At 51.5% G+C, this 22,622-nt stretch carries 25 protein-coding genes and 2 pseudogenes; 23 read left to right on the top strand and 4 right to left on the bottom strand.

From position 1 onward, the window contains the following. Positions 1 to 4 precede the first annotated feature (4 nt). The 11 genes from IEW48_RS09075 to murA all read left to right on the top strand — a co-directional run bounded on the left by IEW48_RS09075 (position 5) and on the right by murA (position 10,998). Positions 5 to 1,105, top strand: a complete 1,101-nt coding sequence (locus IEW48_RS09075; RefSeq protein WP_188623535.1) for an NADH-quinone oxidoreductase subunit D — start codon at positions 5 to 7, stop codon at positions 1,103 to 1,105. Continuing rightward, a complete protein-coding gene (gene nuoH / locus IEW48_RS09070) occupies positions 1,105 to 2,130 on the top strand; it encodes an NADH-quinone oxidoreductase subunit NuoH (RefSeq protein WP_188623534.1) in 1,026 nt (341 codons plus the stop codon). The genes IEW48_RS09075 and nuoH overlap by 1 nt, the downstream gene beginning before the upstream one ends. Before the next feature lie 12 nt (positions 2,131 to 2,142). Then, positions 2,143 to 2,562: an NADH-quinone oxidoreductase subunit NuoI gene (nuoI, locus tag IEW48_RS09065; RefSeq protein ID WP_188623533.1), complete on the top strand. Its 420-nt coding sequence runs from the start codon at positions 2,143 to 2,145 to the stop codon at positions 2,560 to 2,562. Beyond that, entirely contained in the window at positions 2,559 to 3,083 is a 525-nt protein-coding gene (locus tag IEW48_RS09060) for an NADH-quinone oxidoreductase subunit J (protein WP_007506132.1), read from the top strand. The genes nuoI and IEW48_RS09060 overlap by 4 nt, the downstream gene beginning before the upstream one ends. Continuing rightward, entirely contained in the window at positions 3,076 to 3,390 is a 315-nt protein-coding gene (gene nuoK / locus IEW48_RS09055) for an NADH-quinone oxidoreductase subunit NuoK (RefSeq protein WP_188623532.1), read from the top strand. Before IEW48_RS09060 ends, nuoK begins: the two co-directional genes overlap by 8 nt. A 13-nt stretch (positions 3,391 to 3,403) precedes the next feature. Continuing rightward, entirely contained in the window at positions 3,404 to 5,278 is a 1,875-nt protein-coding gene (gene nuoL / locus IEW48_RS09050; RefSeq protein ID WP_188623531.1) for an NADH-quinone oxidoreductase subunit L, read from the top strand. Then, positions 5,275 to 6,780 carry a complex I subunit 4 family protein gene (locus tag IEW48_RS09045; protein ID WP_188623530.1) on the top strand — a complete coding sequence of 502 codons (1,506 nt, stop codon included), beginning with the start codon at positions 5,275 to 5,277 and terminating at the stop codon, positions 6,778 to 6,780. Before nuoL ends, IEW48_RS09045 begins: the two co-directional genes overlap by 4 nt. A 6-nt stretch (positions 6,781 to 6,786) precedes the next feature. Beyond that, positions 6,787 to 8,340: an NADH-quinone oxidoreductase subunit NuoN gene (nuoN, locus tag IEW48_RS09040; RefSeq protein WP_188623529.1), complete on the top strand. Its 1,554-nt coding sequence runs from the start codon at positions 6,787 to 6,789 to the stop codon at positions 8,338 to 8,340. A gap of 53 nt (positions 8,341 to 8,393) precedes the next feature. Further along, on the top strand, positions 8,394 to 8,636 hold the full coding sequence (locus IEW48_RS09035) for a DUF1146 family protein (protein ID WP_007506125.1): 243 nt from the start codon (positions 8,394 to 8,396) through the stop codon (positions 8,634 to 8,636). Positions 8,637 to 8,799: 163 nt separating this feature from the next. Then, positions 8,800 to 9,606, top strand: coding sequence for a YwmB family TATA-box binding protein (locus IEW48_RS09030; protein WP_188623528.1), 807 nt, complete (start codon positions 8,800 to 8,802; stop codon positions 9,604 to 9,606). A gap of 63 nt (positions 9,607 to 9,669) precedes the next feature. Continuing rightward, positions 9,670 to 10,998, top strand: a complete 1,329-nt coding sequence (murA, locus tag IEW48_RS09025) for a UDP-N-acetylglucosamine 1-carboxyvinyltransferase (RefSeq protein ID WP_188623527.1) — start codon at positions 9,670 to 9,672, stop codon at positions 10,996 to 10,998. Positions 10,999 to 11,111: 113 nt separating this feature from the next. On the opposite strand, the pseudogene IEW48_RS09020 reads toward murA, so the two are convergent. From IEW48_RS09020 to IEW48_RS09010, 3 genes and pseudogenes are all read right to left on the bottom strand, one after another. After that, positions 11,112 to 11,396 (bottom strand): annotated as a pseudogene (locus tag IEW48_RS09020) (type II toxin-antitoxin system PemK/MazF family toxin); the annotation flags it as partial. A gap of 119 nt (positions 11,397 to 11,515) precedes the next feature. After that, a pseudogene (locus IEW48_RS09015) lies at positions 11,516 to 12,452 on the bottom strand (RNA-guided endonuclease InsQ/TnpB family protein). 181 nt (positions 12,453 to 12,633) lie between these two features. Next, positions 12,634 to 12,915, bottom strand: a complete 282-nt coding sequence (locus IEW48_RS09010; protein WP_188623526.1) for an AbrB/MazE/SpoVT family DNA-binding domain-containing protein — start codon at positions 12,913 to 12,915, stop codon at positions 12,634 to 12,636. 181 nt (positions 12,916 to 13,096) lie between these two features. Here IEW48_RS09010 and spoIID point away from each other — a divergent pair, with 181 nt between their 5' ends. The 12 genes from spoIID to IEW48_RS08950 all read left to right on the top strand — a co-directional run bounded on the left by spoIID (position 13,097) and on the right by IEW48_RS08950 (position 22,060). Then, the gene (gene spoIID / locus IEW48_RS09005; RefSeq protein ID WP_007506120.1) at positions 13,097 to 14,107 is read left to right on the top strand and encodes a stage II sporulation protein D; all 1,011 of its coding nucleotides are present in this window, start codon (positions 13,097 to 13,099) and stop codon (positions 14,105 to 14,107) included. A gap of 96 nt (positions 14,108 to 14,203) precedes the next feature. Further along, positions 14,204 to 15,061, top strand: coding sequence for a stage II sporulation protein SpoIIQ (spoIIQ, locus tag IEW48_RS09000; protein WP_188623524.1), 858 nt, complete (start codon positions 14,204 to 14,206; stop codon positions 15,059 to 15,061). A gap of 211 nt (positions 15,062 to 15,272) precedes the next feature. After that, positions 15,273 to 15,596, top strand: coding sequence for a sporulation transcriptional regulator SpoIIID (gene spoIIID, locus IEW48_RS08995; protein WP_188623523.1), 324 nt, complete (start codon positions 15,273 to 15,275; stop codon positions 15,594 to 15,596). A gap of 146 nt (positions 15,597 to 15,742) precedes the next feature. Next, positions 15,743 to 16,744 carry a rod shape-determining protein gene (locus IEW48_RS08990; protein ID WP_188623522.1) on the top strand — a complete coding sequence of 334 codons (1,002 nt, stop codon included), beginning with the start codon at positions 15,743 to 15,745 and terminating at the stop codon, positions 16,742 to 16,744. Between the two features lie 35 nt (positions 16,745 to 16,779). Then, the gene (locus IEW48_RS08985) at positions 16,780 to 17,706 is read left to right on the top strand and encodes a flagellar hook-basal body protein (RefSeq protein WP_188623521.1); all 927 of its coding nucleotides are present in this window, start codon (positions 16,780 to 16,782) and stop codon (positions 17,704 to 17,706) included. Positions 17,707 to 17,734: 28 nt separating this feature from the next. After that, positions 17,735 to 18,595, top strand: a complete 861-nt coding sequence (locus IEW48_RS08980; RefSeq protein ID WP_188623520.1) for a flagellar hook-basal body protein — start codon at positions 17,735 to 17,737, stop codon at positions 18,593 to 18,595. A gap of 25 nt (positions 18,596 to 18,620) precedes the next feature. Next, positions 18,621 to 18,893: a DNA-directed RNA polymerase subunit beta gene (locus IEW48_RS08975; protein ID WP_188623519.1), complete on the top strand. Its 273-nt coding sequence runs from the start codon at positions 18,621 to 18,623 to the stop codon at positions 18,891 to 18,893. Between the two features lie 96 nt (positions 18,894 to 18,989). Continuing rightward, positions 18,990 to 19,526 carry a CDP-diacylglycerol--glycerol-3-phosphate 3-phosphatidyltransferase gene (pgsA, locus tag IEW48_RS08970; protein WP_188623518.1) on the top strand — a complete coding sequence of 179 codons (537 nt, stop codon included), beginning with the start codon at positions 18,990 to 18,992 and terminating at the stop codon, positions 19,524 to 19,526. A 162-nt stretch (positions 19,527 to 19,688) separates the two neighbouring features. Then, on the top strand, positions 19,689 to 20,123 hold the full coding sequence (fabZ, locus tag IEW48_RS08965) for a 3-hydroxyacyl-ACP dehydratase FabZ (protein ID WP_188623517.1): 435 nt from the start codon (positions 19,689 to 19,691) through the stop codon (positions 20,121 to 20,123). A gap of 164 nt (positions 20,124 to 20,287) precedes the next feature. Beyond that, positions 20,288 to 20,437, top strand: coding sequence for a hypothetical protein (locus tag IEW48_RS08960; protein WP_188623516.1), 150 nt, complete (start codon positions 20,288 to 20,290; stop codon positions 20,435 to 20,437). Between the two features lie 188 nt (positions 20,438 to 20,625). Further along, the gene (locus IEW48_RS08955) at positions 20,626 to 21,375 is read left to right on the top strand and encodes a YveK family protein (RefSeq protein WP_188623515.1); all 750 of its coding nucleotides are present in this window, start codon (positions 20,626 to 20,628) and stop codon (positions 21,373 to 21,375) included. After that, positions 21,365 to 22,060: a CpsD/CapB family tyrosine-protein kinase gene (locus tag IEW48_RS08950; protein ID WP_188623514.1), complete on the top strand. Its 696-nt coding sequence runs from the start codon at positions 21,365 to 21,367 to the stop codon at positions 22,058 to 22,060. The genes IEW48_RS08955 and IEW48_RS08950 overlap by 11 nt, the downstream gene beginning before the upstream one ends. Positions 22,061 to 22,390: 330 nt before the next feature. Here IEW48_RS08950 and IEW48_RS08945 read toward each other — a convergent pair. Next, on the bottom strand, positions 22,391 to 22,622 hold a 232-nt coding region (locus IEW48_RS08945), incomplete at its 5' end, for a hypothetical protein (protein ID WP_188623513.1).

The following is a 22,622-nucleotide window of genomic DNA, read 5'->3' as shown; positions in this document are numbered from 1 at the left end:
GGCAATGATCCGAACAGAAGAGTTGCTGCTAAACGTTGGTCCCCAACATCCAAGTACCCATGGGGTGTTTCGCGTTGTCCTTAAAATTGATGGGGAGATTATTAAAGAGGCGACGCCGGTCATTGGCTACCTGCACAGAGGAACGGAAAAACTGGCTGAAGATTTAAATTACACCCAAATCATACCTTACACAGACCGCATGGACTACCTGGCTGCCATGACGAACAACTATGTCATCTGCCATGCTGTGGAGACCATGATGGGCATTGAGGTTCCCGAACGGGCCGAATATTTGCGGGTCATCACCATGGAACTGGGCCGCATCGCCAGCCATCTGGTTTGGTTCGGCACCTATCTGTTGGATATTGGTGCCATGAGTCCGTTTTTGTATGCCTTCCGAGACCGGGAAATGATCATTAACCTGCTCAATGAAATCTGCGGCGGAAGGTTGACCTTCAACTATATGCGCGTCGGGGGCGTCAAATGGGATGCACCCGAGGGATGGATCGACAAGGTGAAAGCGTTTATTCCCTACATGCGGGAACAGCTGGAAGGCTATCATGAACTGGTCACGGGCAACGAAATTTTCCTGAACCGGGTGAAAGGCGTGGGCAAATACGACGCCCAAACCGCTATCCAATACTCCCTGAGCGGAGCCAATCTGCGCTGTACGGGGGTCAAGTGGGATCTGCGCAAGAATGAACCGTATTCCATCTACGACCGCTTTGAGTTTGACGTGCCGACGCAAACGGAAGGGGACTGTTACGCCCGCTATCTGGTGCGCATGGCCGAGATCGGCGAATCCCTCCGCATTCTGGAGCAGGCCGTGGAGCAATTTCCCAAGGGAGGCGCCATTATGGCCAAAGTGCCGCGCATCATTAAGCCGCCGGAAGGGGAAACTTACGTGCGCATTGAATCACCGCGGGGGGAAATCGGCTGTTATATTTACAGCAAAAAGAAACCTCAGCCTTACCGGTTGAAGTTTCGCCGTCCGTCCTTTTACAACCTGCAAATTTTGCCCAAATTGTTAGAAGGGGAGAACATTGCCAACCTGATTGCCATCTTGGGAGGCATTGATATTGTGCTCGGGGAGGTGGATGGCTGATGATTGAAGGGTTGTTAAGCTCACCTCCGTCCTGGCTTAATTTGGCCACGTTTATGGCCCTTGGGGCAGGACTCCTGTCCATTGCTTTGGGATTTGTCACTTTTGCCATCTTGGCTGAGCGGAAAGTGCTCGGTTTTATGCAGATGCGTCTCGGCCCCAACCAGGTGGGGGGGCGCTTCGGCCTGTTGCAAACCGTGGCGGATGTGCTGAAGCTCTTGCTGAAGGAGGACATTATCCCCAAAAAAGCGGATAAACCGTTATTCGTGCTGGCCCCGGTGCTGGCCTTTGTCCCGGCCTTTGCCGTATTGGCTGCCATTCCCTTCAGTGAACGCTTGTACTTTACCGATCTGGCCGTTGGATTATTGTATTATATCGCCGTGGCCGGGATCACCACATTGGGGGTGCTGGCTGGCGGTTGGGCCTCCAACAACAAGTATTCCTTGTTGGGGGGCATGCGGGCCGCTGCCCAGATGATCTCCTATGAGATACCGCTGATCATGTCGGTGATCGGGGTGGTCATGCTTTCCGGCAGCCTGAACCTGATCACCATCGTGGACGGGCAAGAGACCGTGTGGTATATCTTTGTGCAACCGCTGGCTTTCATTATCTTCCTGATCGCCGCGGTGGCCGAGCTGAACCGTGTGCCTTTTGACTTGCCTGAGGCAGAGTCGGAGCTGGTGGCCGGTTATCATACGGAATACAGCGGTTTTCGCTGGGCGTTCTTCATGCTGGCTGAGTATGTTTACTTGTTTGGCACGGCCGCGTTAACCACGGTGCTGTTTTTGGGGGGCTGGCATCCTCCGTTGCAATTTATCCCAGGGTTGGCCTTCCTGAATGTCATCCCAGGGGTGGTTTGGTTTGCCTTAAAGTTTATGGCTGTGGTCTTCTTCATGATTTGGCTCAGAGCCACATTTCCCCGTGTCCGTGCCGACCAATTAATGGAATTCGGTTGGAAAGTGTTGCTGCCATTGGCGTTGGTCAATATTTTTGTTACGGCTATTATGGTTGAAATCTTCATCAAATAAGGGTGTGATCGCATGTTAGGCTTAACCAAAGGATTGGCCTATACCTTAAAGCAAATGGGGAAAAAGCCAGTCACCTATGACTATCCCCAAGAACCGCTGGATGTGCCTGACCGCTTCCGGGGCATCCAAACCTTCTATCCTGAAAAATGCATTGTCTGTAACCAGTGTGCGGCCATTTGTCCAACCGACTGTATCCAATTAACTGGCAAGCCGCATCCGGATCCCAACAACAAGAAAAAGATTATTGATACCTATGATATTAACTTTGAGATCTGTATTTTGTGTGATCTGTGTACGGAAGTGTGCCCCACTGAAGCGATCGTGATGTCCAACAACTTTGAACTGGCCGAATACAGCCGTGACGAATTGTTTAAAGATTTGAACTGGCTCAATGAAAACAGAAAGAACGTGAGAGAGGTGAACAAGCCGTGAGCGGAGAGGTGGTTGCCTTTCTCATCCTGTCCCTGATCGCCATCAGCGGCGCCGTGTTCATGCTTAACTTGCGCAAAGTGGTGCATATGGTGATGGCGCTGGCTTTTACTTTCATCAGCATTGCCGGCTTGTTCGTCCTCCTCGAGGCTGAGTTTATCGCAGCTGCTCAGGTTTTGATTTATGCGGGAGCTGTGACGATCGTGATGCTGTTCGGCATTATGCTGACCCGGCACGATGATCATGATGAAACGCGCCGCCCGGCCCATAAGTGGCTGGCCGGGCTGGCCGTGGCCGTTTTTTTTGTGGTGACAATGGCCGTGATCAACACCATGGACTGGGTTCCCGCCGAAGTTCAGCTGTTTGAAAGCAATGTGGAACAAATCGGGCTGCAGTTGTTTGCCAAATATGTGATTCCCTTTGAGCTGACTTCCATCGTGCTGCTTGTAGCCCTGGTGGGTGCCATTATTCTGGCCAGAAAAGATGAGCAGCATGCGGGGAAAGAAGGTGAGCAACATGAGTAGTATTCCCGTCACCTGGTATCTGGGTGTGGCACTCATCCTGTTTTGCCTGGGTTTATACGGGGCGCTGACCAAGCGGAATACGGTGATCGTCCTGGTCTGTATTGAGCTGATGTTAAATGCTGTCAATATCAACTTGATTGCTTTCAGCCGGCTGGGTTTGCACCCGGACATTGCCGGACAGGTGTTTACCGTCTTTACCATCACGGTTGCTGCGGCTGAAGTGGCTGTCGGTATCGCCATCCTGATTGCCCTCTACCGCAACCGCCGGACGGTTAATATTGATGAAGTGAACGTGCTGAAGCGCTAGGGGGGAGATGCTTGTGATCGACAATGTGTGGTTAATCCCGCTCTTTCCGCTCGCCGCCTTTGTGCTAAACCTCTTTTGTGGACGGTGGCTGAAGGAGGGATCGGCCTGGGTGGGCGTGGTCTTGATGCTGGGTTCGTTTATCCTGGCCACCATGACCCTGTTAGAGCGGTTGAGGCTGGATGAAGTGGAACCGGTCGTCTTTGAGTGGTTGGCCATCGGGGACCGCATCATCACCATGGGCTATGATGTCACCCCGCTCAATGCCCTGATGCTGTTTATTGTCACCTTGGTGAGTCTGTTGGTACATATTTACGCCCGCGGATATATGGCAGGGGATGACCGCATCGCTGTTTTTTACGCTTATCTGGCCTTGTTCACCTTCTCCATGCTGGGGCTGGTGCTGTCGCCCAATCTGCTGCAGGTGTATATCTTTTGGGAATTGGTTGGTGTCTGCTCCTTCTTGCTGATCGGTTTTTATTATTATAAACCGGAAGCCCGGGCTGCCGCTAAAAAGGCCTTCATTATGACGCGGATTGGGGATGTGGGCCTGTTTGTGGCCATTATTTTGCTGTTCTGGCATGTGGGCAGCTTTGAATACCGGGCGATTTTCGATGCTGTGCAAAACAACGAACTGTCCTCCGGCATGATCACCTTGGCGGCTGTTTTGATTTTTATCGCCGCCATCGGCAAATCGGGCCAGTTTCCCTTGCACTCCTGGCTGCCTGATGCCATGGAAGGTCCCACGCCAGTCAGCGCGTTGATTCACGCCGCAACCATGGTGGCTGCCGGCGTCTATTTGGTTGCTGCTTTGTTTCCTTTGTTCAGCGCGTCACCGCTGGCCATGGACGTGGTCGCTTATGTGGGAGCCTTTACCGCCATCTTTGCTGCATCCATCGGCCTGGTGCAAAACGACATTAAACGGGTCCTGGCCTATTCCACGGTCAGCCAGCTGGGCTATATGATGCTGGCCTTGGGGGCGGCCGGCTATGTGGCCGGGGTGTTCCACCTGATGACCCACGCCTTCTTCAAAGCCTTGCTTTTCCTGGCAGCGGGAAGCGTCATACACGCCGTGCATACCCAGGATATCCGCCACATGGGCGGACTGTTCGGCCGGATGAAACTCACCGGCACGCTCTTTTTCATCGGGTGCCTGGCGATTGCCGGAATTCCGCCGCTGTCCGGTTTCTTCTCCAAAGAAGAAATTTTGCTCACCGCCTGGGCAGACGGGCGCATCGGCGTCTTTTGGGTGGCTGTGGTGACCGCCTTTATGACCGCTTTTTATATGTTCCGCCTGTTCTTTATGGTCTTTACCGGGGCGCCGCGGGATATGGCATTGAGCAAAGCCCATGAATCACCCGTGGTGATGACCCTGCCCATGATCGTGCTGGGCGTGCTGTCCGTCTTTGGCGGCTTTGTCCATACCCATTGGACCGGCACCTATTTAGGAGAGTGGCTCACCAGCGGCCCGGCCTTTACCTACGGGATTGTGCCGCACAGCGCACCGTGGATTTTGGCCGTCGCTTTATTGGTTTCCTTGGCGGGAATCGGTTTGGCTTACCTGATGTATGTCAAACAATCCGTCTCAGCGGAAAGGCTGGCGGAGCGTTACCCGGGCGTATACCGCACCTTGCTGAACAAGTATTATGTGGATGAAGCGTACCAAGCCACCTTTGTCAATGGTTTGAAGGGTTTGAGCCGCCTGCTCACTTATTTTGACCGTTATGTGGTCGAAGGCGGTGTGCGTCTGGCTGCCTGGACGGCGAGAGCGGTTGGTGCGCTGGGCGCATATATGCAGAACGGACAGGTGCAAACGTACGGCTTGACGGTGATTGCCGGCCTCGTGGTGATCATTCTCGCATTTCTGTTGACAGGGGGGTATCTGGGATGATAGAAAACATGATCACGTGGCTTGTCTTCTCCCCTCTGTTAGGGATTCTGCTCTTGTTGTTTGTTCACAGGGAAAATGAACGGCTGATAAAAGCCATCGGCATTGTGGCCACCCTGATTCCGCTGGCTTTGTCCCTTATGCTGCTCAGATTCTTTGATTTTAACCAAGAGGGCTATCAGCTGACCCATACCGTGCCTTGGATTCAGTTTACTTTGCCTGGCACAGGCCAAGCGCTGGAGATTAATTATGAGCTGGGCGCAGACGGCATGTCCATGGCCTTCCTGGTGCTGACCACGGTCATCAGCACTCTGGCCGCCGTTGCTTCTTTGTACATTAAACAGCGCCTGAAAGCATACTTTATCCTCTTTTTCTTGCTGATGACCGGCATGCTGGGCGTGTTCGCCTCCATGAATCTGTTTTTGTTCTTTATCTTTTTCGAGCTGACCATTATCCCCATGTTTTTCCTGATTGGCATTTGGGGCTATGTGGAACGGGAGCGGGCCGCCTATCACTTTTTGCTGTATAACGGCATCGGCTCAGCAGTGATGCTGGTAGCCTTTGTGACCATGTTCATGAATTTGGGCACTTTGCACATTCCCACTTTAACGGAATGGCTGGCCCAACCCTTTGTGCCACAGGGCTTAGCCGCCGGATTGTTTCTGGCCTTGCTGTTTGCCTTTGGAGTTAAGTTGCCGGTCTTCCCGCTCCATTCCTGGATGCTGAAGGTGCACGTGCAGGCTCCGCCGGCCATTGTCATGATCCACTCCGGGGTACTTCTAAAACTGGGCGCCTACGGGTTGATCCGCCTGAACATGGGCATGTTGCCGGCCCAGATGGAGCAGTTTGCCTACCTCATTGCCCTGTTAGGCGTGGTCAACATCTTGTATGGGGCCGTGCTCGCTTTCCGTCAACGGGACCTGAAGCTGGTTCTGGCCTACTCCAGTGTGTCCCACATGGGTATCGTGCTGTTAGGGATGGGGGCCATGAACTACAGCGGTTTGCAAGGGGCCATTTTCCAATCGGTTTCCCACGGCCTGATTTCAGCCCTCTTGTTCTTCCTGATTGCGGCCATTTACGAGCGGACCAACACGTCCATGATCCCAGAGCTGGGCGGCTTGGCCAAAAACATGCCGGTGATCTGCGGCGCCTTGCTGGCTGCGGGCCTGGCCAATCTGGGCTTGCCGGGCATGAGCGGATTTATCAGTGAATTTCTGGCCTTCTTGGGCATCTTCAACACCTATCCGGCCTTGGCCGCCGTTGGGGTGCTGGGCATCATCCTGACCGCCGTCTATGTGCTCAGGGCCGTGCTGTTGACCACCTTCGGCCCGGCCAAAGAACAATGGGCTGGCCTGAAAGATGTCCGCGGCTTTGAATATGTCCCCATTACCGTCTTACTGGGCTTGATCATTTTAATCGGCGCGTACCCGAGTGTGCTGGGAGAGACCATTCATCTCTCTGTGGAAACCATCGTGCACGGCCTGTTGGCTAGGATAGGAGGGTAAAACAAGATGGATCTGGAAACCTTATTAAGTTACCCATGGCGGATCATGCTGCCCGAGTTCACTATCCTAGGAGTGGCAACCCTTATCTCCATACTGGATTTGTTTATGAAGGAAAAAGTGGAGCGCAAAGTGCTGGCCTGGATCGCCCTGGGGGGCATCGGGCTGGCGCTGGTATTCCTGTTGTTTAACACCGGTCAGCCTGTGCAGGAAATCTTGTACGAAACCTACCGTCTGGATGGTTTTGCCAATGCCTTTAAGTTTATCTTTCTGGTTGGCGCAGCTTTAATCTTTCTCACCTCGTTGGACTATGTCAACAAGAAGGATGTGCCCTATGAAGGGGAGTTCTATTACTTGATTCTCACGGCCGTGTTAGGGGCCATGATTGTGGCCTCGTCCGCCGATATGATCACCCTGTTCGTCGGGCTGGAACTGTTGTCCATTTCCTCGTACATTTTGGTGGCCGTCCGCAAACACAACCTGGCTGCCAACGAATCAGCCATGAAGTATGTCATTTCCGGCGGAATCGCCACCGCGGTTACGCTGTTCGGCTTATCCTACATCTACGGCCTGACGGGCACCACCAATTTGTTTGAGATTCAGGAACGCCTGGCTGCCGCTGCCCTGGACGGCTACTTGCCTGTCATCTACTTTGCCTTTTTTGTCACCTTTGTGGGCATGGCCTTTAAGCTGTCCGTGGTGCCGTTTCATATGTGGGCGCCGGATGTGTACCAGGGCGCGCCCACCCCGGTGACCGCCTTCTTGTCTGTGGTGTCCAAAGCAGCCGGTTTTGCCCTGGTCCTCCGTTTCTTCCTGGTCACCATGGCCGGGGTGATTGATGTGGAGCAAAGCCGGCAGGCTGGCATGTACATGATGGCGTTGGGCAATGTGGAACTGATGATTGCCCTGGTGGCTGCGGCCTCCATGATTATCGGCAACACAATGGCTTTGCGCCAGACCAATGTAAAACGTTTGTTTGCCTACTCCAGCATCGCCCAGGCTGGTTATATTCTGGTGCCCTTTGCCGTGGGGGCGCACCTCTTATATCAAACCGGGCCTCATCTGGTTATTGGCCCCGCCCTCTTTTACCTGGCTGCCTATCTGTTGATGAACCTGGGTGCCTTTGCCGTTATCCAGCTGGTGATTAAAGAAACAGGCACCGAAGATATCCGCGGTTTTGCCGGCTTGTATAAGCGGGCGCCGTTTAAAGCCGTGGCCATGACCATCTTTTTGGCCTCACTGGCCGGCATCCCTTTCACTGCTGGTTTTATCGGCAAGTACTATATCCTGATGGGAGCGGTAGGGGCCGGCTTAGTCTGGCTGGCAGCCGTGATGCTGGTGACCACCGTGATTTCCTATTACTATTACTTCGGTGTGGTCAGCCAAATGTACATGCGGGAGCCCGGAGAGCGCGCACCGCTCAAAACCCCTGCCGGCATTGGCGCCGTGTTGGTGGTCTGCATTGCCGGCACCATCCTGTTAGGCATCCTGCCTAACCTGGCTCTGGATCTGTTGGAGACCCACTTTAACCTTGTGGAAATCTTTTTGCCTGCCCGCGGATAGGAACCCCCCGGCGGGTTCTAAGCAGGCGGGCAGGTGTTGAAGGAGTGAACGCCATGCTGGAACCCCCGAGCTATTTGGGTGTACAAGCCTTAATTAATATGATCATCACCCTGGTTTTGATTGCGGTGAGCTGGTGGGTCCTGCAATGTGTGAAACTGGATTTGTTTGTGCGGGACATTAACGGGCCGCAAGCCAAACTGCTCCAAGTGGCTTTGGCCGTTGCCCTGGGTTATTTGCTGGCCAGTTTCTTTATTGATTACATACAATGGACCAACTGGCTGCCTTATCTGTTCTAAACCGGTTGACCGTTTTTGATGATAAAGGGGCATGATCAGCATGAAGCTGCCGCAAGAGGCGCGGCGGGCCCTTCATGTCGAAAAAAGACAGATTTTTTCACGTATCCCTCTCCCCAGACTGGACACACTGGTAATAAACCAAGCATGAAGGAGCGAAAAGGAAATGCGGTTGTCCTGGGGAGAGGGAATTTTAGGTTTTATGGCGTTGGTTTTACCGTTTGTATTCCTGCTTGTTTGGGGGCCCCATTCACACATTGAAGCCCTGACGCGTACAATACAGGGAAACGATCATTTGGTTGATACCATTGCCCGGCCGACACAAGAGATGGCTGACATGCTGGCCGGAAAACCGGTCACCATCACTCAGTGGACAGTGTATTGGAGAGGAACCCTCACTGCTCAGGAAGAGGAAGAGTGGCGCACCCGCCTCACCCAAACAGGGTTCTCACTGCAACAAAACCGTGCAGATGAAGTACATGGCCACCCCCTGCTTCGCGAACATTGGACCAAGTCCGAAAACGGCTCAATACACCGCCTGCAACTGATCAAAGACCCCCATGAAACACCCCAAGCTGCGAAATATATCTATGTGTGGTCAGGCACAGCCAACCTCGATCAATTGTGGCTCGATGAGTTGAGAGCCATCACCCAAACCTTTTTTATCCATTTGAAACATTTTCCTGAAAGTTTTTCTTGTTTGGAAGCTATCACTCATGGTAGACTGAAAGATGGCTTGTTAGGTCAACGTGAACTTAAACAGTGGTTAACCAATGATTTGCAAGCGGATCTTGTTCATGAACTGGTGGAAGACCGGTTTGTCAGCCTGAATGGTTATGTCCCGTCCTGGGACCATGTCCTGTATTCTGCCAACCAAGAGAAAATCAATGTTCACCTTTCTGCCCGATATAACGCCCTTCAAGACACCACGCGCATCACCATCGGGTACCCGCTTATTTTGAAAACTTATTAGCTTCAACACATCATTCCATCGGCAGTTGCAATTTCATCACGGGATTTGCGGAGGGAACGACAAGTGGAAAAAATTGTTATATATGGGGGTAAGTCTCTGTCAGGGCAAATCAGTGTCAGCGGCGCCAAAAACGCAGTGTTACCTGTTATTGCTGCCTCTATTCTCGGAGAAAAAGGCACCAGCGTGATCGACGATGTCCCAGCCCTGGACGATGTCTTTACCATTATCAATGTTTTGCAGCACCTCAATATTCAGGTTAAGTATAAAAAAGGGAAATTATACATTGATGCGACAAAGGAACTGGGGACCGAAGCCCCGTATGAATATGTGCGCAAGATGAGAGCATCTGTGTTGGTCATGGGCCCTTTACTGGCCCGCACTGGCCAAGCCAGAGTGGCCCTGCCGGGAGGTTGTGCCATCGGTTCCCGGCCTATTGACCAGCATCTTAAAGGCTTTGAAGCATTGGGAGCAACCATCAAGATTGGCAATGGCTATGTGGAAGCCTGTGTGGATGGGCGGTTAAAAGGCAATAACATTTACCTGGATATCCCCAGTGTGGGAGCCACAGAAAACATTATGATGGCAGCCACCCTGGCCGAAGGGGTCACCGTTATTGAGAATGCCGCTGAAGAACCGGAAATTGTGGACCTGGCCAAATATCTGAATGCCATGGGGGCCCGCATTGAGGGGGCTGGAACCGGAACCATCCGCATTGAAGGCGTAGAAGCCTTGCAAGGGGCAGCCCACAAGGTGATTCCTGACCGCATCGAAGCGGGCACGTATATGATCGCTGCGGCCATCACCCGCAGCAAACTGTTTGTCCAAGGGGCTGTTCCCCGCCACTTGAACCCCTTGATCTCCAAGTTATCGGATATGGGCGTTGATCTCACGATTATGGATGGTGGCATTCAAGTGGATGCCCGCCACAAAGAGTTAAAGGCCGTCGATGTAAAAACCATGCCCCATCCCGGCTTTCCCACCGACCTGCAGCCGCAAATGATGGCGCTGTTATTAACGGCCAAAGGCAACAGTATCGTCACCGAGTCCGTCTTTGAAAACCGCTTCATGCACGTGGAAGAGCTGAAACGGATGAATGCCAATATTAAAATCGAGGGCCGGTCCGCTTATCTGCAGGGAGAAGCTAAACTGCAGGGAGCCAAGGTGACCGCTTCCGACTTGCGGGCCGGAGCGGCGCTCATCCTGGCCGGCCTGGTGGCCGAGGGCCAGACAGAGGTTTTTGGCCTGCATCATATTGACCGGGGCTACGAAGACATTGTGGGCAAACTGGTGGCTTGCGGGGCAGACATCATCCGCTATAACGAAGCAGGGGAGGTCATCAGCCATCCCCACTCGGCCGCTGTCAAATGGAAAGCACAGGCTTCATATGCTTAAGTGGTGCCTAAATCCGTCATCTGCAGCCAGGATGACGGATTTTCTATTTTTATGATTTACCATGCTTTACATTAAAAAAGCAGTTGAGCGGTTATGCTTAACTGCTTTTTTGATTATGATAAAAAGGTATGTATGAGCTCCAAACATTCGCTGACAATTTCCTCGGGAGCCCGCCCTTTGATTTCAAACTGGCGGGCCCGCCAATCTAAACTCTTAACTTGGTCTGTTAAAATAACCCCTTGGATTGCTAAGTTGTCCGGCAAGGCTACCTCAAAGGGGTATCCTTTTTGTTGACGCGTAATCGGGCATACAACGGCGAATCCTGTGACTTGATTAAACTTTTTCGGCGATAAGACAATGCCAGGCCGTCTTCCTGCTTGTTCATGTCCTGCTTGAGGAGTGACATACTCCCACCACCTACGCTAACGCTTAGAGGTGGGGGCTTCTCGGGTAATCCCGTCTCATGATGGGAAGTTGACCGAGCGATCCCCGTGTGCCCCACGGTTCCAGCAAGAATTTAGGCAATCCCTAACTGTTTCAGGCCTTCTTTTTTGATATTGATGGCGGCGTTGGTGTCTCTATCTGCCACAAAACCACATTCACAACGAAATAGACGTTCGGAAAGCGATAGAGACACCTTCACCCGGCCACAACATGAACACGTTTTGGATGAGGGGAACCATTTGTCAATTTTGATTAGCTGCTTTCCCTGTTCTTCTAACTTGTACTGAAGGAAAGTAGTGAACAGGCCCCAGCCGTTGTCGTGGACGCTTTGACCGAAATGGAGGGCTTGAGCCATCCCTTTCATGTTGAGGTCTTCAATCACCACCCCATCATACCGGTTGGCCAATTGCCGTGAAGCCTTATGCAGAAAATCCTGGCGTTGGTTGGCGATCTTTTCGTGCAATTGGGCTACTTTCCGCCGCTGTTTGTGCCAACGGTTGGAACCTTTCCTGCGGCGTGACAGCACCCGTTGGGCTCGGGCCAGTTTTTCTAAGGCTTGCCGATAGAATCGAGGATAATTGGCTCTCTTACCCTCGCTATCGACATACAGCGTATTCATGGAAAAATCGAGCCCAACAACGTTTTCTATTTCTTTTGGCACCGGTTGGTGTTCGTATTCTGTCAGGATGGAGATAAAATATTTTCCTGTTTTCGTTTTCGTGATCGTACAGGACTTGATCATGTGGTGAACAGGAATCTGCCGATGTTGCTTCAATTTGATCCATTTCAGTTTGGGTAACTTGATGTAGCCATCTGCAAGCTTAATGTTGCCGTTGACCACATTCGTTNTGTTTCAAAGCTTCTTTGTCGTCTTTGAACTTTTCATAAATTTGTATGCGTTCCTCAAGCATTTTGTTGTAGACGAAACGGACGCAACCGAACGTTTTGGCGAGCAGTTGTTCTTGTTCTTGTGTTGGATACAAACGGAATTTGTAGGCTTTGTTGGCCATATCCGCATCACCTGCCCACAACACGAACGTTTGTTTGATTTTATTTTACCACAATCATCATATTGAGGCTACATCAAACCGACATTCATCTCCCACTTTCGCTTCGCTTAGAAGTGGGAGACTTCTGTCGGAGGTAAGTTAAAATTCAAATAAACAAGATCGCCTCGTTCAGGTATGTGCATTAAATGAGCTCATTCCCTTCTACACCTAAATCAATTTCGTTGTGGCGGTTTTCCGGCGTGACTTTCGCCAAAAGTTCATCTAATGCTGGTTTTTTCTTTTTCGGCCTGAAAGTGATCGCTCCGTTGGCCACAACGATCTCCATCTCAGACCCTTGGCGAATCTGCAGCTGTTCCGCTATCTGACTAGGGATACGAACGGCAAGGCTGTTCCCCCATTTTTGTACTTTGGTGGTCATGACAACCTCTCCTTTTTCTTGCTTTGTGCCCTCTCCTGATTTCATTCTAACACCTCCATTTCGAATTGTATATACATAGTTTATACATTTGTCTACAAAATGATTCACAAAAATAGAAAAAGTCTTTGGCTTAGAAGGCATAATCCACCCGCCGTGCCCATAAGATGTATTGTACGCAAAGAAGTGGACAAGACCGACAACCAAACAGGCGGGAGTGAAACCAAGCATGCGATCCGTGTTGATCATCACCATTGGATTACTGATTGTGCTCTTAATCGTCCCCAGTGTTGTGGTTCAATTTTTGCCGCACGGGGCCGGACAAGCTGCCGGAGAAGTGGTGCAGCTTAAACGGCCTGATCCCGGGGAAGCCCCTGTCCCCGACATTATGGTGCGCGTCTACCGTACCAACACCAAAACTATTGAAAAGGTGCCTCTGGAAGAATATGTGCGCGGGGTGGTGGCCTCGGAGATGCCCCATGACTTTGAGCTGGAAGCGTTAAAAGCCCAGGCCATGGCCGCCCGCACCTATATTATCCGCCGCTTGATAGAAAAGGATTTCAACGATGCGCCGGAGGGAGCGGACGTCCGTGACGATACAGGCCATCAGGTGTACCAAAACGAAGCGGAATTAAGGCGGCGGTGGGGAAAAGCTTATGCCCACAAAATCAGCCGCATCAACCAGGCTGTCAATGAGACCAGGGGCAAAGTGATCACCTATCAAGGCAAGCCTATTGACGCCACCTTTTTCTCCACCAGCAATGGCTACACGGAGAACTCGGAGGATTACTGGGGCAAACAGATCCCCTACCTGCGCAGTGTGGAAAGCCCTTGGGACAAGGAATCCCCCCGCTTTGAGCAACAGATGCGCTTCAGTCTGGACGAGTTTCAGCAAAAACTGGGGGTTCAGCTGTCTCTGCCCGCCTCCAGCGGCCAGCCCTTTGCCGAAATAGTGTCCCGCACCGAAGGGCAGCGGGTCAAAGAAGTACAGGTGGGTGACCGCACCTTTACAGGCAGAGAGATCCGGGAGCTGTTGGGGTTGCCTTCCTCCGATTTTCAGTGGACCATAGCAGGCAACGAAGTGGTGATTACCACCGCTGGTTACGGCCACGGGGTAGGCCTGAGCCAGTACGGCGCCAACGGCATGGCCAAAGAAGGCTATACAGCCGATGACATTGTCCGGTATTATTATCAGGATGTAGCCATTGAAGATTACCGCCAGTGGATTGTGAAAAAATAAATATAACCATAAGCCGGGGGAATAATAAAAAAATTTTGCCTCAGCAACGTATAAAGCGGTTAAAAATGGCAATAATGGTTGCTGAGGTGATGAACAATGAAAGAAGACCAAAACAAACTGTCTTCTCAACGTGAAGAAGAGACTCCCATTCCTTCTTCACTCTGGAAAAAACTAATCAAAAAGAAATGGTTTTTTCCGGCCGTCTACTTAGCGGCAGCAGCCCTCATCCTTGCGCTTATCACCTGGTATCAGAACAACAACTTAGATTACGCCCTTGACTCAGATGAACTGTATGAATCCATCGGCTATGAAAGTGAAGGGGAGACGCAAGAGGGCCTGACCGATGAAGAAGGTTACCTTGATCCTGATGCACTGCCTGTCACTGGTCCGTCAGAAGAAATGATCTGGCCTGTGGCCGTTGGTGACGACATCCAGGTCGTCCTGGGCTTCTTTGACGATGAGGCCAGTGAAGAGGAGCAACTGAACGCCATGGTGCAGTATGAGCGTTCTTTCCACCCCAACCAGGGCCTCGATTTCGCCCACAAAGGCGGGGAAACCTTTGATGTGGTAGCCGCTCTGTCCGGCACCGTGACAAAAGCCGATAAAGATCCTCTGGTCGGCTACTTTGTGGAACTGGAGCATGAGAACGGGCTGGTTACCGTTTATCAAGGGTTGGAGGACGTACAAGTGGCTGAAGGTGACCAGGTGAAGCAGGGTGAGCTCTTAGGACGCGCCGGGCGCAGCATCTTCAAGCAAGACTTAGGTGTACACGTCCACTTCCAGGTTAAAGAAAACGGGGTTCCGGTTAATCCCTACAACTTCTTGTCTGATATGACCGACACGGAAGAGACGGAGAAGGAAGAAACGCCTCAAGCGGAAGATGCCGCCCGCGAACAAGATGATGAACAAGATGATGCTGCCTCTCGGCAAACCGATGCCCAAGACGGAGAATAACAGCGGCACGACAAACAGCTTCAAACCGTAATTCCCCCCTTTTACCATATAAAGCCTGAAAAAGCATCCCTTTGCATTGGGACAAGCTTTTTCAGGCCTTTTAATTTTAAGAGAAAATCATGTTTTTGGCTTGTCAGGCTTGGATTTAAAGCATATCTGACTTTTTTGGCAAATATAATGTATCAGATTAAACGTACAGGAGGCGAGGGGAGTGCAGGATTACATCAAGGAGCGAACCTTAAAAATCGGTCTGCACATCGTGGAAACCAGGGACACGGTTCGCCAAATTGCCAAAGCATTTGGTGTATCCAAAAGCACAGTGCACAAAGATCTGACCGAACGGCTGCCCGAAATCAATCCCGAACTGGCTAACGAGGTGAAAAAGATACTGGAATATCACAAATCCGTGCGCCATTTACGGGGAGGGGAAGCAACCAAAATCAAGTATAAGCGTGAGAAAAAGCAGCAGACTAAAGGACAAACGGCTGTCGTCAACGCCCAGGAAAACGAAAAAGCACGTTCGTACACAAATTAAAAAATTCGACGCAAAATGGCAAATTTTTAACGTCAGAAAAAAGGAATTCCCTGAACGGATTGCGAAATATATATTCATACATATTTAAGCCAAGATATGACAACGGGAGAACCAAGGTTAGTGGATATACAGGGAGGGCAATAAAGATGTTCAGTCGAGACATTGGCATCGATCTGGGAACGGCCAACGTGTTGATTCATATTAAGGGCAAAGGGATTGTGCTGAATGAACCCAGTGTTGTGGCTGTTGACAAAAACACAGGGAAAGTGCTGGCTGTTGGGGAAGGAGCCCGACGGATGGTCGGACGGACACCAGGAAATATAGTAGCCATTCGCCCCTTGAAAGACGGCGTCATCGCTGATTTTGACATAACGGAAGACATGCTGAAACATTTCTTGCAAAAAATCGGGGTCAGGGGCTTTTTCAGCTCTCCGCGCATATTGATCTGTTGTCCAACCAACATTACCTCCGTGGAACAAAAAGCGATTCGTGAAGCAGCCGAAAAAAGCGGCGCCAAACGCGTCTTTTTAGAAGAGGAACCGAAAGTGGCAGCCATTGGTGCGGGCATGGACATTTTCCAACCTAGTGGAAATATGGTTGTCGATATTGGCGGTGGTACAACGGATATTGCCGTGCTCTCCATGGGAGACATTGTCACCGCCTCTTCTATCAAGGTGGCAGGGGACAAGTTCGATCAAGCCATACAGCACTTTATTAAACGGAAGTACAAGCTGTTGGTCGGGGAGCGCACCGCAGAAGACGTGAAGCATAAGATCGCTACTGTATTTCCTGATGCCCGTCAGGAAGAGATGGACATCCGCGGGCGGGATCTGGTCTCCGGTTTGCCCAAAACGGTGACGGTGACATCGGGTGAGATTTATGAGGCCTTAAATGAACCGGTCGAGCAGGTCATTACGGCGGCCAGAGGCGTACTGGAGCGGACGCCGCCGGAATTGGCGGCCGATATTATTGACAGAGGCATCATGCTCACCGGCGGGGGCGCCTTGCTGTACGGCATGGACATGCTGTTGGCTGACGTCCTGCAAGTGCCTGTGCTGGTGGCAGACGACCCGATGACCTGCGTCGCCAAGGGGACAGGCCTCATGTTAGAAAACTTAGACCGCATCCCCAAAAAAGCACTGGTTTAAGCTCTAAGCCATGAGACTGAAAGGGAGAGGAGAGCATGTTTAAAGGAATCTACAGCGCTGCATCTGGCATGATTGCCGCTGAACGGGTGCAGGAGATATTGAGCCACAACTTGGCTAATGCCCAGACACCCGGCTTTAAACAGGACCGGGCAGCGGTACGTTCGTTTCCAGAAATGCTGCTTCAGCGCTTGGAGGCTTCCCCTTCGTCCCGGGCCGGCCGCAGTCAGCCGGGAAGGGGAGGGCGTCTGGAAACACCCATTGGCACGTTACATACCGGGGTGTACATGCAGGAAAGCATCCCCCGCTTTGGACAGGGGCCGCTCCAGGAAACAGGGCGGGCTCTGGATGTGGCTATTGTGGACCAATACTTGCCCCCCAATCCTGAGACGGGACGCCGGGGACACCTTTTCTTCGCTGTACAAGCGGGAGACGGTGAGATCCGCTATACCCGCAACGGTCAATTTGTACTGGACCAGGACGGTTATCTGGTCACACCCGAAGGTTATTATGTGCTGGATGAGACGCTCAATCCCATCTATGCCGGCCATGACCGGCTGGTGATCTCAGAAGACGGGCGGGTGCTCCTTGATCCCCAGGCCGCTGGTGGTGCCCCGGCGGATGTGAATCCTGAGCCCCGGTTGTGGCTGGGGTACACGGAACACCCTGAACGCTTGATCCGGGAGAGGCATGGCCTGTGGCGCTGGCCGGGAGGAGAAGGAGAGGAACCCTTTGCCGAACCGCAATTGGCCGCCAATGTTCCCTTTTTAACTGACCCGGCCAATCCAGGAGGGATCCCGTTTGCCCTTAAACAGGGCTTCCTTGAGCAGTCCAACGTGGATGTGACCCAGACCATGACCCAGATGTTGATGCACTACCGCCTGTATGAAGCCAATCAAAAGGTGTTGCAAACGTATGACCGTAACATGGAGCTGGCGGCCAACCAGATTGGCAAGTTGTATTAATGACTGAAGGAGAGGGGGGAATCCTGTCATGAACCGCGTCATGCTGACCTCAGCAGCCACTTTGCGCCAATTACAGCTTAAAGTGGATACCCATGCCCACAATCTGGCCAATCTCAATACAGCCGGTTTTAAACGGAGAGAAGCGGCTTTTCAGGATCTGTTAACCCGCCAGCTCCACAACCAGCCCCATCTCCGGCAGGAAGCGGGCCGCCTGACGCCTTACGGGGTGCGTCTCGGACATGGGGGCCGCGTCAGCCAAACCCTCTTGCGCACCGAGCAAGGCGGCATGATCATCACAAACCGTCCGCTCGATTTTATGATTGAAGGTCCCCACGCCTGGTTCTGCCTGGCATCGATCAACAATGCTGAAGCGGGTGGCGGACAACAGGAAGTGGTCTATACCCGGGACGGACGTTTCCACCTGGCCCCCCATCCTGATCTGGCTGGCTTTGTGCGGCTGGTGGCGGCTGACGGTTCGCCGCTTTTGGCAGCAGACGGCGGGCAGATTACATTTCCGGCCCATTATGATACAATAGAGCTCAGGGAAGATGGAACACTTGCGGCCTATCAGGCCCAAACACCCGAGAACCGTGTGGAATATGTCCTGGGCTTGGCCTATATCGAGCGGCCTGATCAGCTCGTAGCCATGGGTGAGAACCGTTTCCGCTGGCCTGGGGAGGAAGCAGAGATTGAAGTGCTGAACCTGGCCCAACAGGATCCGGCGGAGCGCACCATCCGTTTGCGCCAGGGGGCACTGGAAACCTCAAACGTAGACCTGACCCAGGAGATGACCCAGGTGATGGCTGCCCAGCGCCTGATGCAACTTAAGGCCCGTTCCATCTCCATTGCCGATGAGATGCTGGGCTTGGCCAATTCGATTCGTGCATAAGCCCTTGATGAAGGGGAAATTCTAAATGGGGACTCAGCAGGAAGAGCGACAACAGCTAGAGAAGGAGAAAAAACAAGGAAAGGAAAAAAAGAAAAAGATCATGCTGGTGCGCAAGCGTCCGCTCCGGCAGCGTATCTTACTGTTTATGGCCAAGTGGCTGTTTATTTTCTTCTGCTTTTTTGCCACGCTTGTGGCCGGGCTGATCGTTGGCTTTGGGGTGCTCGGCAAGGAAGACTTGCGGCTGGTGATAAACATCGAGACCTGGAAACATATCTACAATCTTGTCTTTAAGGATTAAAACGACCGAGGTAGAACATATACATCACTTAACTGAAGGAACTTCGGTAGCACGGCCGAAGTTTTTCTGCTATGGCGCAGAGAGAGGAAGGACGCTATGAATGTACCCAATCTGATTACGGTTACCCGTTTTTTTTTCATACCGCTGTTTTGGATCGCTTTTTTCTCAGGTGTGGATTATGCCAATCTGCTGGCCTTTGCCGTACTGATTCTGGCCGGTGTGAGCGATATGCTGGACGGCTATCTGGCCCGCAGGACACAGCAGGTCACCGAGACGGGCAAACTGCTAGACCCGTTGGCGGATAAGCTGATGATGATTACCGTGATTCTGGCCTTTGTCATTGACGGACGCATCTCCTGGTTGGCGGCCGGTGTCTTTTTCAGCCGGGATCTGGGCATGATCTTAGTTTCCATGTTTGTTCATTTTCGGGGCAAAAGAAAAGTGCCGGCGGCCAACTGGCTGGGCAAGGCCACCACGGTCCTGTATTATATAGTCTTTTTGATGATTATGTTCCAGCTGCCTTACTACCGGGAAGGCTTGTGGGCGGCCATTGGGTTTTCCATCATTACCAGCTTGAATTACCTGTACACCTATCTGCGCATGGAGCCCAACGTGAAAAGAGCCCCCCAGTAACCAGCTGTTAGCTGGGAGACTCCTTTATGTGAACCCCAACTTCCCATGGAAAGCGGGGACATTTCATAGTCTGCACGCCTGATGAGGCTTTATACCTTAGGTTGGTCACCTGATTTTGGCCCAGGCTCAAATTTTATCCTGGTTCAGAGAGGAGACATGGACATGCTGGATATTGAACAGATTAAAGAGATCATCCCCCACCGTTATCCCTTTTTGCTGGTGGACCGTATCCTGGAGGTGGAAGAAGGAAAGCGGGCGGTCGGTCTTAAAAATGTGACGGCCAATGAACACTTTTTCAGCGGCCACTTTCCCGATTACCCCGTCATGCCCGGGGTGCTGATTGTGGAAGCGCTGGCCCAGGTGGGTGCCGTGGCCATCCTGAAAAAAGAAGAGAACCGGGGCCGGATTGCCTTCTTTGCCGGGATTGACAACTTCCGCTTCAAAGGGCAGGTGAAGCCGGGCGATACCTTGCACCTGGAAGTGGAGCTGACCCGGGTGCGGGGCTCTATCGGCAAAGGGCATGGCGTGGCCAAAGTAAACGACCAGATTGTGGCTGAGGGTGACCTGATGTTTGCCCTGGGAGAGAAGCAGAATTAACCGCGTTTTAAGACAATTTTTACCAGGTCTTTAAATAAATTTAATTGTTGTGGCCGCCGCCGGGCGGTTTTTATGTGCATCACGTCTGGTTTGCAATTCTCCATAAAACACTGGATACAGGGACATCCTAATCCATAGGACAAGCTTAAGAACGGATGATGACCATGACCCTTGTTCGCCTGGGCTATGTGGCCATGAGTGTCCACCTTGTCAATGCCTCGCCTTCCCATGATGAACTGAGTGATTGGCAGTGGATTCCGGCCATTCGGCCCCAGTTGGCCCAGTTAGGCCAGTTTGCAGCCGAAAAGCGCTAAACAATTTCGCCATCATGCCGATTATATTGATGTGGACATGTTTATGGACTTCTTGCAGGCCATTAAGGCAATTTGGGAAAAAAAGACTAGAAAATGCAGAGGAAGTTGTTTACAATGGACATGAGTCTTATAAAGGGAAACTGATCTAATGCTATGATTCTTCAAGAAATGAGAGATGGAGGCGTACTATGGAGAACCGGGAAGTGCAAGAGCTGGATTTAAGGGAATTGTTTGCTATTTTGAGAAAAAGATTATCCTTGATTACCCTCATAACCGCGGTGGCTGTTTTGGTGAGCGGCATTGTCAGCTACTTTATCATCACGCCCCAATACGAGGCCAAAGCGGAGATTCTGGTTAACCAGAGCCGCCCAGGCAATGAAATTAATCAGGGGGATATCCGCACTAACATTGAACTGATGAATACCTATCAAGTGGTCATTAAAAGTCCGCGCATCCTGGAGCTGGTGATTGAACGTTACAACCTGGACAAAACCTATACAGAACTGGATGAGCAAATTAACGTCAGTGCCGTACGGGATTCTCAAGTGATGGCCATTACGGTGACGGACCCCAGCCTGGAGCAGGCTGTCTATATTGCCAATGCCGTGGCTGAAACGTTTCAGCGGGAAATTGTCAACTTGATGAATGTCGATAACGTGCACATTATGGCCGAAGCGAAAGTGTCCGACAACCCAACACCGGTTAAACCCAAGCCGGTGCTGAACATGGCCATTGCCGGTGTGGTGGGTTTAATGACAGCCGTTGGCTTGGCTTTCTTGCTGGAGTACCTGGATAATACCATTAAAACCGAGCAAGATGTGGAGCGCGTTCTGGGACTGCCTGTCTTGGGCACCATTGGCCAGATGGAGGAACCTGCTGCCCAAACAGCCCGGGTGCGGCACAGCCGGCAAGTAGGAGGAGAACAAGTTGAAGTCTAGACAATCTGCACATAAACGACGCTCACTGATTACCCTGCAGGATCCCAAGTCACCGATTTCGGAAGCTTTTCGCACCTTAAGAACCAATATCCAATTTGCCAGCGTGGATAAGGAACTGCGCACCCTGATGGTGACCAGTAGCGGACCGGGAGAAGGAAAGTCCATCGTTTCAGCTAACTTGGCTATTACCCTGGCCCAAGCGGGCAAAGCTGTTCTGCTGGTGGATGCAGATATGCGCAAACCAACGGTGAACCATACCTTCCGCTTTCTGAATAATGAAGGTTTGACCAATGTCATCTCCGGCACTGCCACACTGGAGGATGTGATCAAGACTGATACGGATGTGGAAGGGCTGGATGTCTTGACCTCAGGGCCTATTCCGCCCAACCCGGCAGAGCTGTTGGGCTCTAAGCGGATGAAAGCGCTTATTGAAGAAGCCCAAACGAAATATGATGTGGTGCTGTTTGATACACCGCCGGTGATAGCCGTAACAGATGCACAGATTTTGGCCAGCCAAGTGGATGGTGTCATTCTGGTTGTCAGCTCAGGAAAAACCAATCAGGAATTGGCTGTAAAGGCTAAGAGTTTACTAGAAACAGTGCAAGCCAACATCATAGGCTGTGTCTTAAATAACCGCAAACTTTCCGGCAACAGCTATTATTATTACTATTACGGTGAACGATAAGGTATGGGAGCATGTTGCTGCAGCATCGAATTTTAGAACTCGCTACCATACACACCTTACGCAGCGGGCTAAAATTTCTTTTTTGAATAACTATAGGTTATTATTCTCAACTTTCGCACCTTGAAAAACACGAGAATCCCTTGATTTAACTGGGGAATTTGGCCAAAAAACGCGAAAAACACCCAATCCTTTGGTAAAATGAAGTTGCTATCACTAACACTTACCAAGGAAAGGATGTTTTTCATGTCTATCGTACCAAATTCCTCGGCTTCTGACCAGCAACTTCTTTCAAGAGTGGATCGTTTTTTCAAAGAACAGCGGATTGGCTCTCTACTCAAAAAGTCCAATTTTGTGAAAGATTGCGGATGGACTTGCCTGGCGCTTTTCAAATTCCTTTTTCTCCTGGTGTTTAGCAAGAAAAATCTGTAGCAAGCCCTTCAAAAGAAAGACGCACTGGATCTTCCCGGAAAAGATGCGGTCTATCGTTTTCTGAATTCCAGCCGCTATAACTGGCGCAAGTTTTTGCTGCTTTTGAGCAGCGGGCTGATCCGGAACAAACTGG

It is taken from the genome of Caldalkalibacillus thermarum, from assembly GCF_014644735.1.
GTDB lineage: Bacteria > Bacillota > Bacilli > Caldalkalibacillales > Caldalkalibacillaceae > Caldalkalibacillus > Caldalkalibacillus thermarum.
This window is presented reverse-complemented; position numbering and strand designations above follow the sequence as displayed.

Bases quoted from the DNA above. Each gene is read 5' to 3' on its own strand.
- IEW48_RS09075 (WP_188623535.1), top strand. From the start codon at position 5: ATGATCCGAACAGAAGAGTTGCTGCTAAACGTTGGTCCCCAACATCCA.
- IEW48_RS08980 (WP_188623520.1), top strand. From the start codon at position 17,735: ATGAACCGCGTCATGCTGACCTCAGCAGCCACTTTGCGCCAATTACAG.
- IEW48_RS08960 (WP_188623516.1), top strand. From the start codon at position 20,288: ATGACCCTTGTTCGCCTGGGCTATGTGGCCATGAGTGTCCACCTTGTC.
- IEW48_RS08985 (WP_188623521.1), top strand. From the start codon at position 16,780: ATGTTTAAAGGAATCTACAGCGCTGCATCTGGCATGATTGCCGCTGAA.
- nuoK (WP_188623532.1), top strand. From the start codon at position 3,076: ATGAGTAGTATTCCCGTCACCTGGTATCTGGGTGTGGCACTCATCCTG.
- nuoN (WP_188623529.1), top strand. From the start codon at position 6,787: ATGGATCTGGAAACCTTATTAAGTTACCCATGGCGGATCATGCTGCCC.
- spoIID (WP_007506120.1), top strand. From the start codon at position 13,097: ATGCGATCCGTGTTGATCATCACCATTGGATTACTGATTGTGCTCTTA.
- IEW48_RS08990 (WP_188623522.1), top strand. From the start codon at position 15,743: ATGTTCAGTCGAGACATTGGCATCGATCTGGGAACGGCCAACGTGTTG.
- IEW48_RS09010 (WP_188623526.1), bottom strand. From the start codon at position 12,915: ATGAAATCAGGAGAGGGCACAAAGCAAGAAAAAGGAGAGGTTGTCATG.
- IEW48_RS09035 (WP_007506125.1), top strand. From the start codon at position 8,394: ATGCTGGAACCCCCGAGCTATTTGGGTGTACAAGCCTTAATTAATATG.
- IEW48_RS09045 (WP_188623530.1), top strand. From the start codon at position 5,275: ATGATAGAAAACATGATCACGTGGCTTGTCTTCTCCCCTCTGTTAGGG.
- IEW48_RS08975 (WP_188623519.1), top strand. From the start codon at position 18,621: ATGGGGACTCAGCAGGAAGAGCGACAACAGCTAGAGAAGGAGAAAAAA.
- fabZ (WP_188623517.1), top strand. From the start codon at position 19,689: ATGCTGGATATTGAACAGATTAAAGAGATCATCCCCCACCGTTATCCC.
- nuoH (WP_188623534.1), top strand. From the start codon at position 1,105: ATGATTGAAGGGTTGTTAAGCTCACCTCCGTCCTGGCTTAATTTGGCC.
- pgsA (WP_188623518.1), top strand. From the start codon at position 18,990: ATGAATGTACCCAATCTGATTACGGTTACCCGTTTTTTTTTCATACCG.
- nuoI (WP_188623533.1), top strand. From the start codon at position 2,143: ATGTTAGGCTTAACCAAAGGATTGGCCTATACCTTAAAGCAAATGGGG.
- IEW48_RS08955 (WP_188623515.1), top strand. From the start codon at position 20,626: ATGGAGAACCGGGAAGTGCAAGAGCTGGATTTAAGGGAATTGTTTGCT.
- IEW48_RS09030 (WP_188623528.1), top strand. From the start codon at position 8,800: ATGCGGTTGTCCTGGGGAGAGGGAATTTTAGGTTTTATGGCGTTGGTT.
- spoIIQ (WP_188623524.1), top strand. From the start codon at position 14,204: ATGAAAGAAGACCAAAACAAACTGTCTTCTCAACGTGAAGAAGAGACT.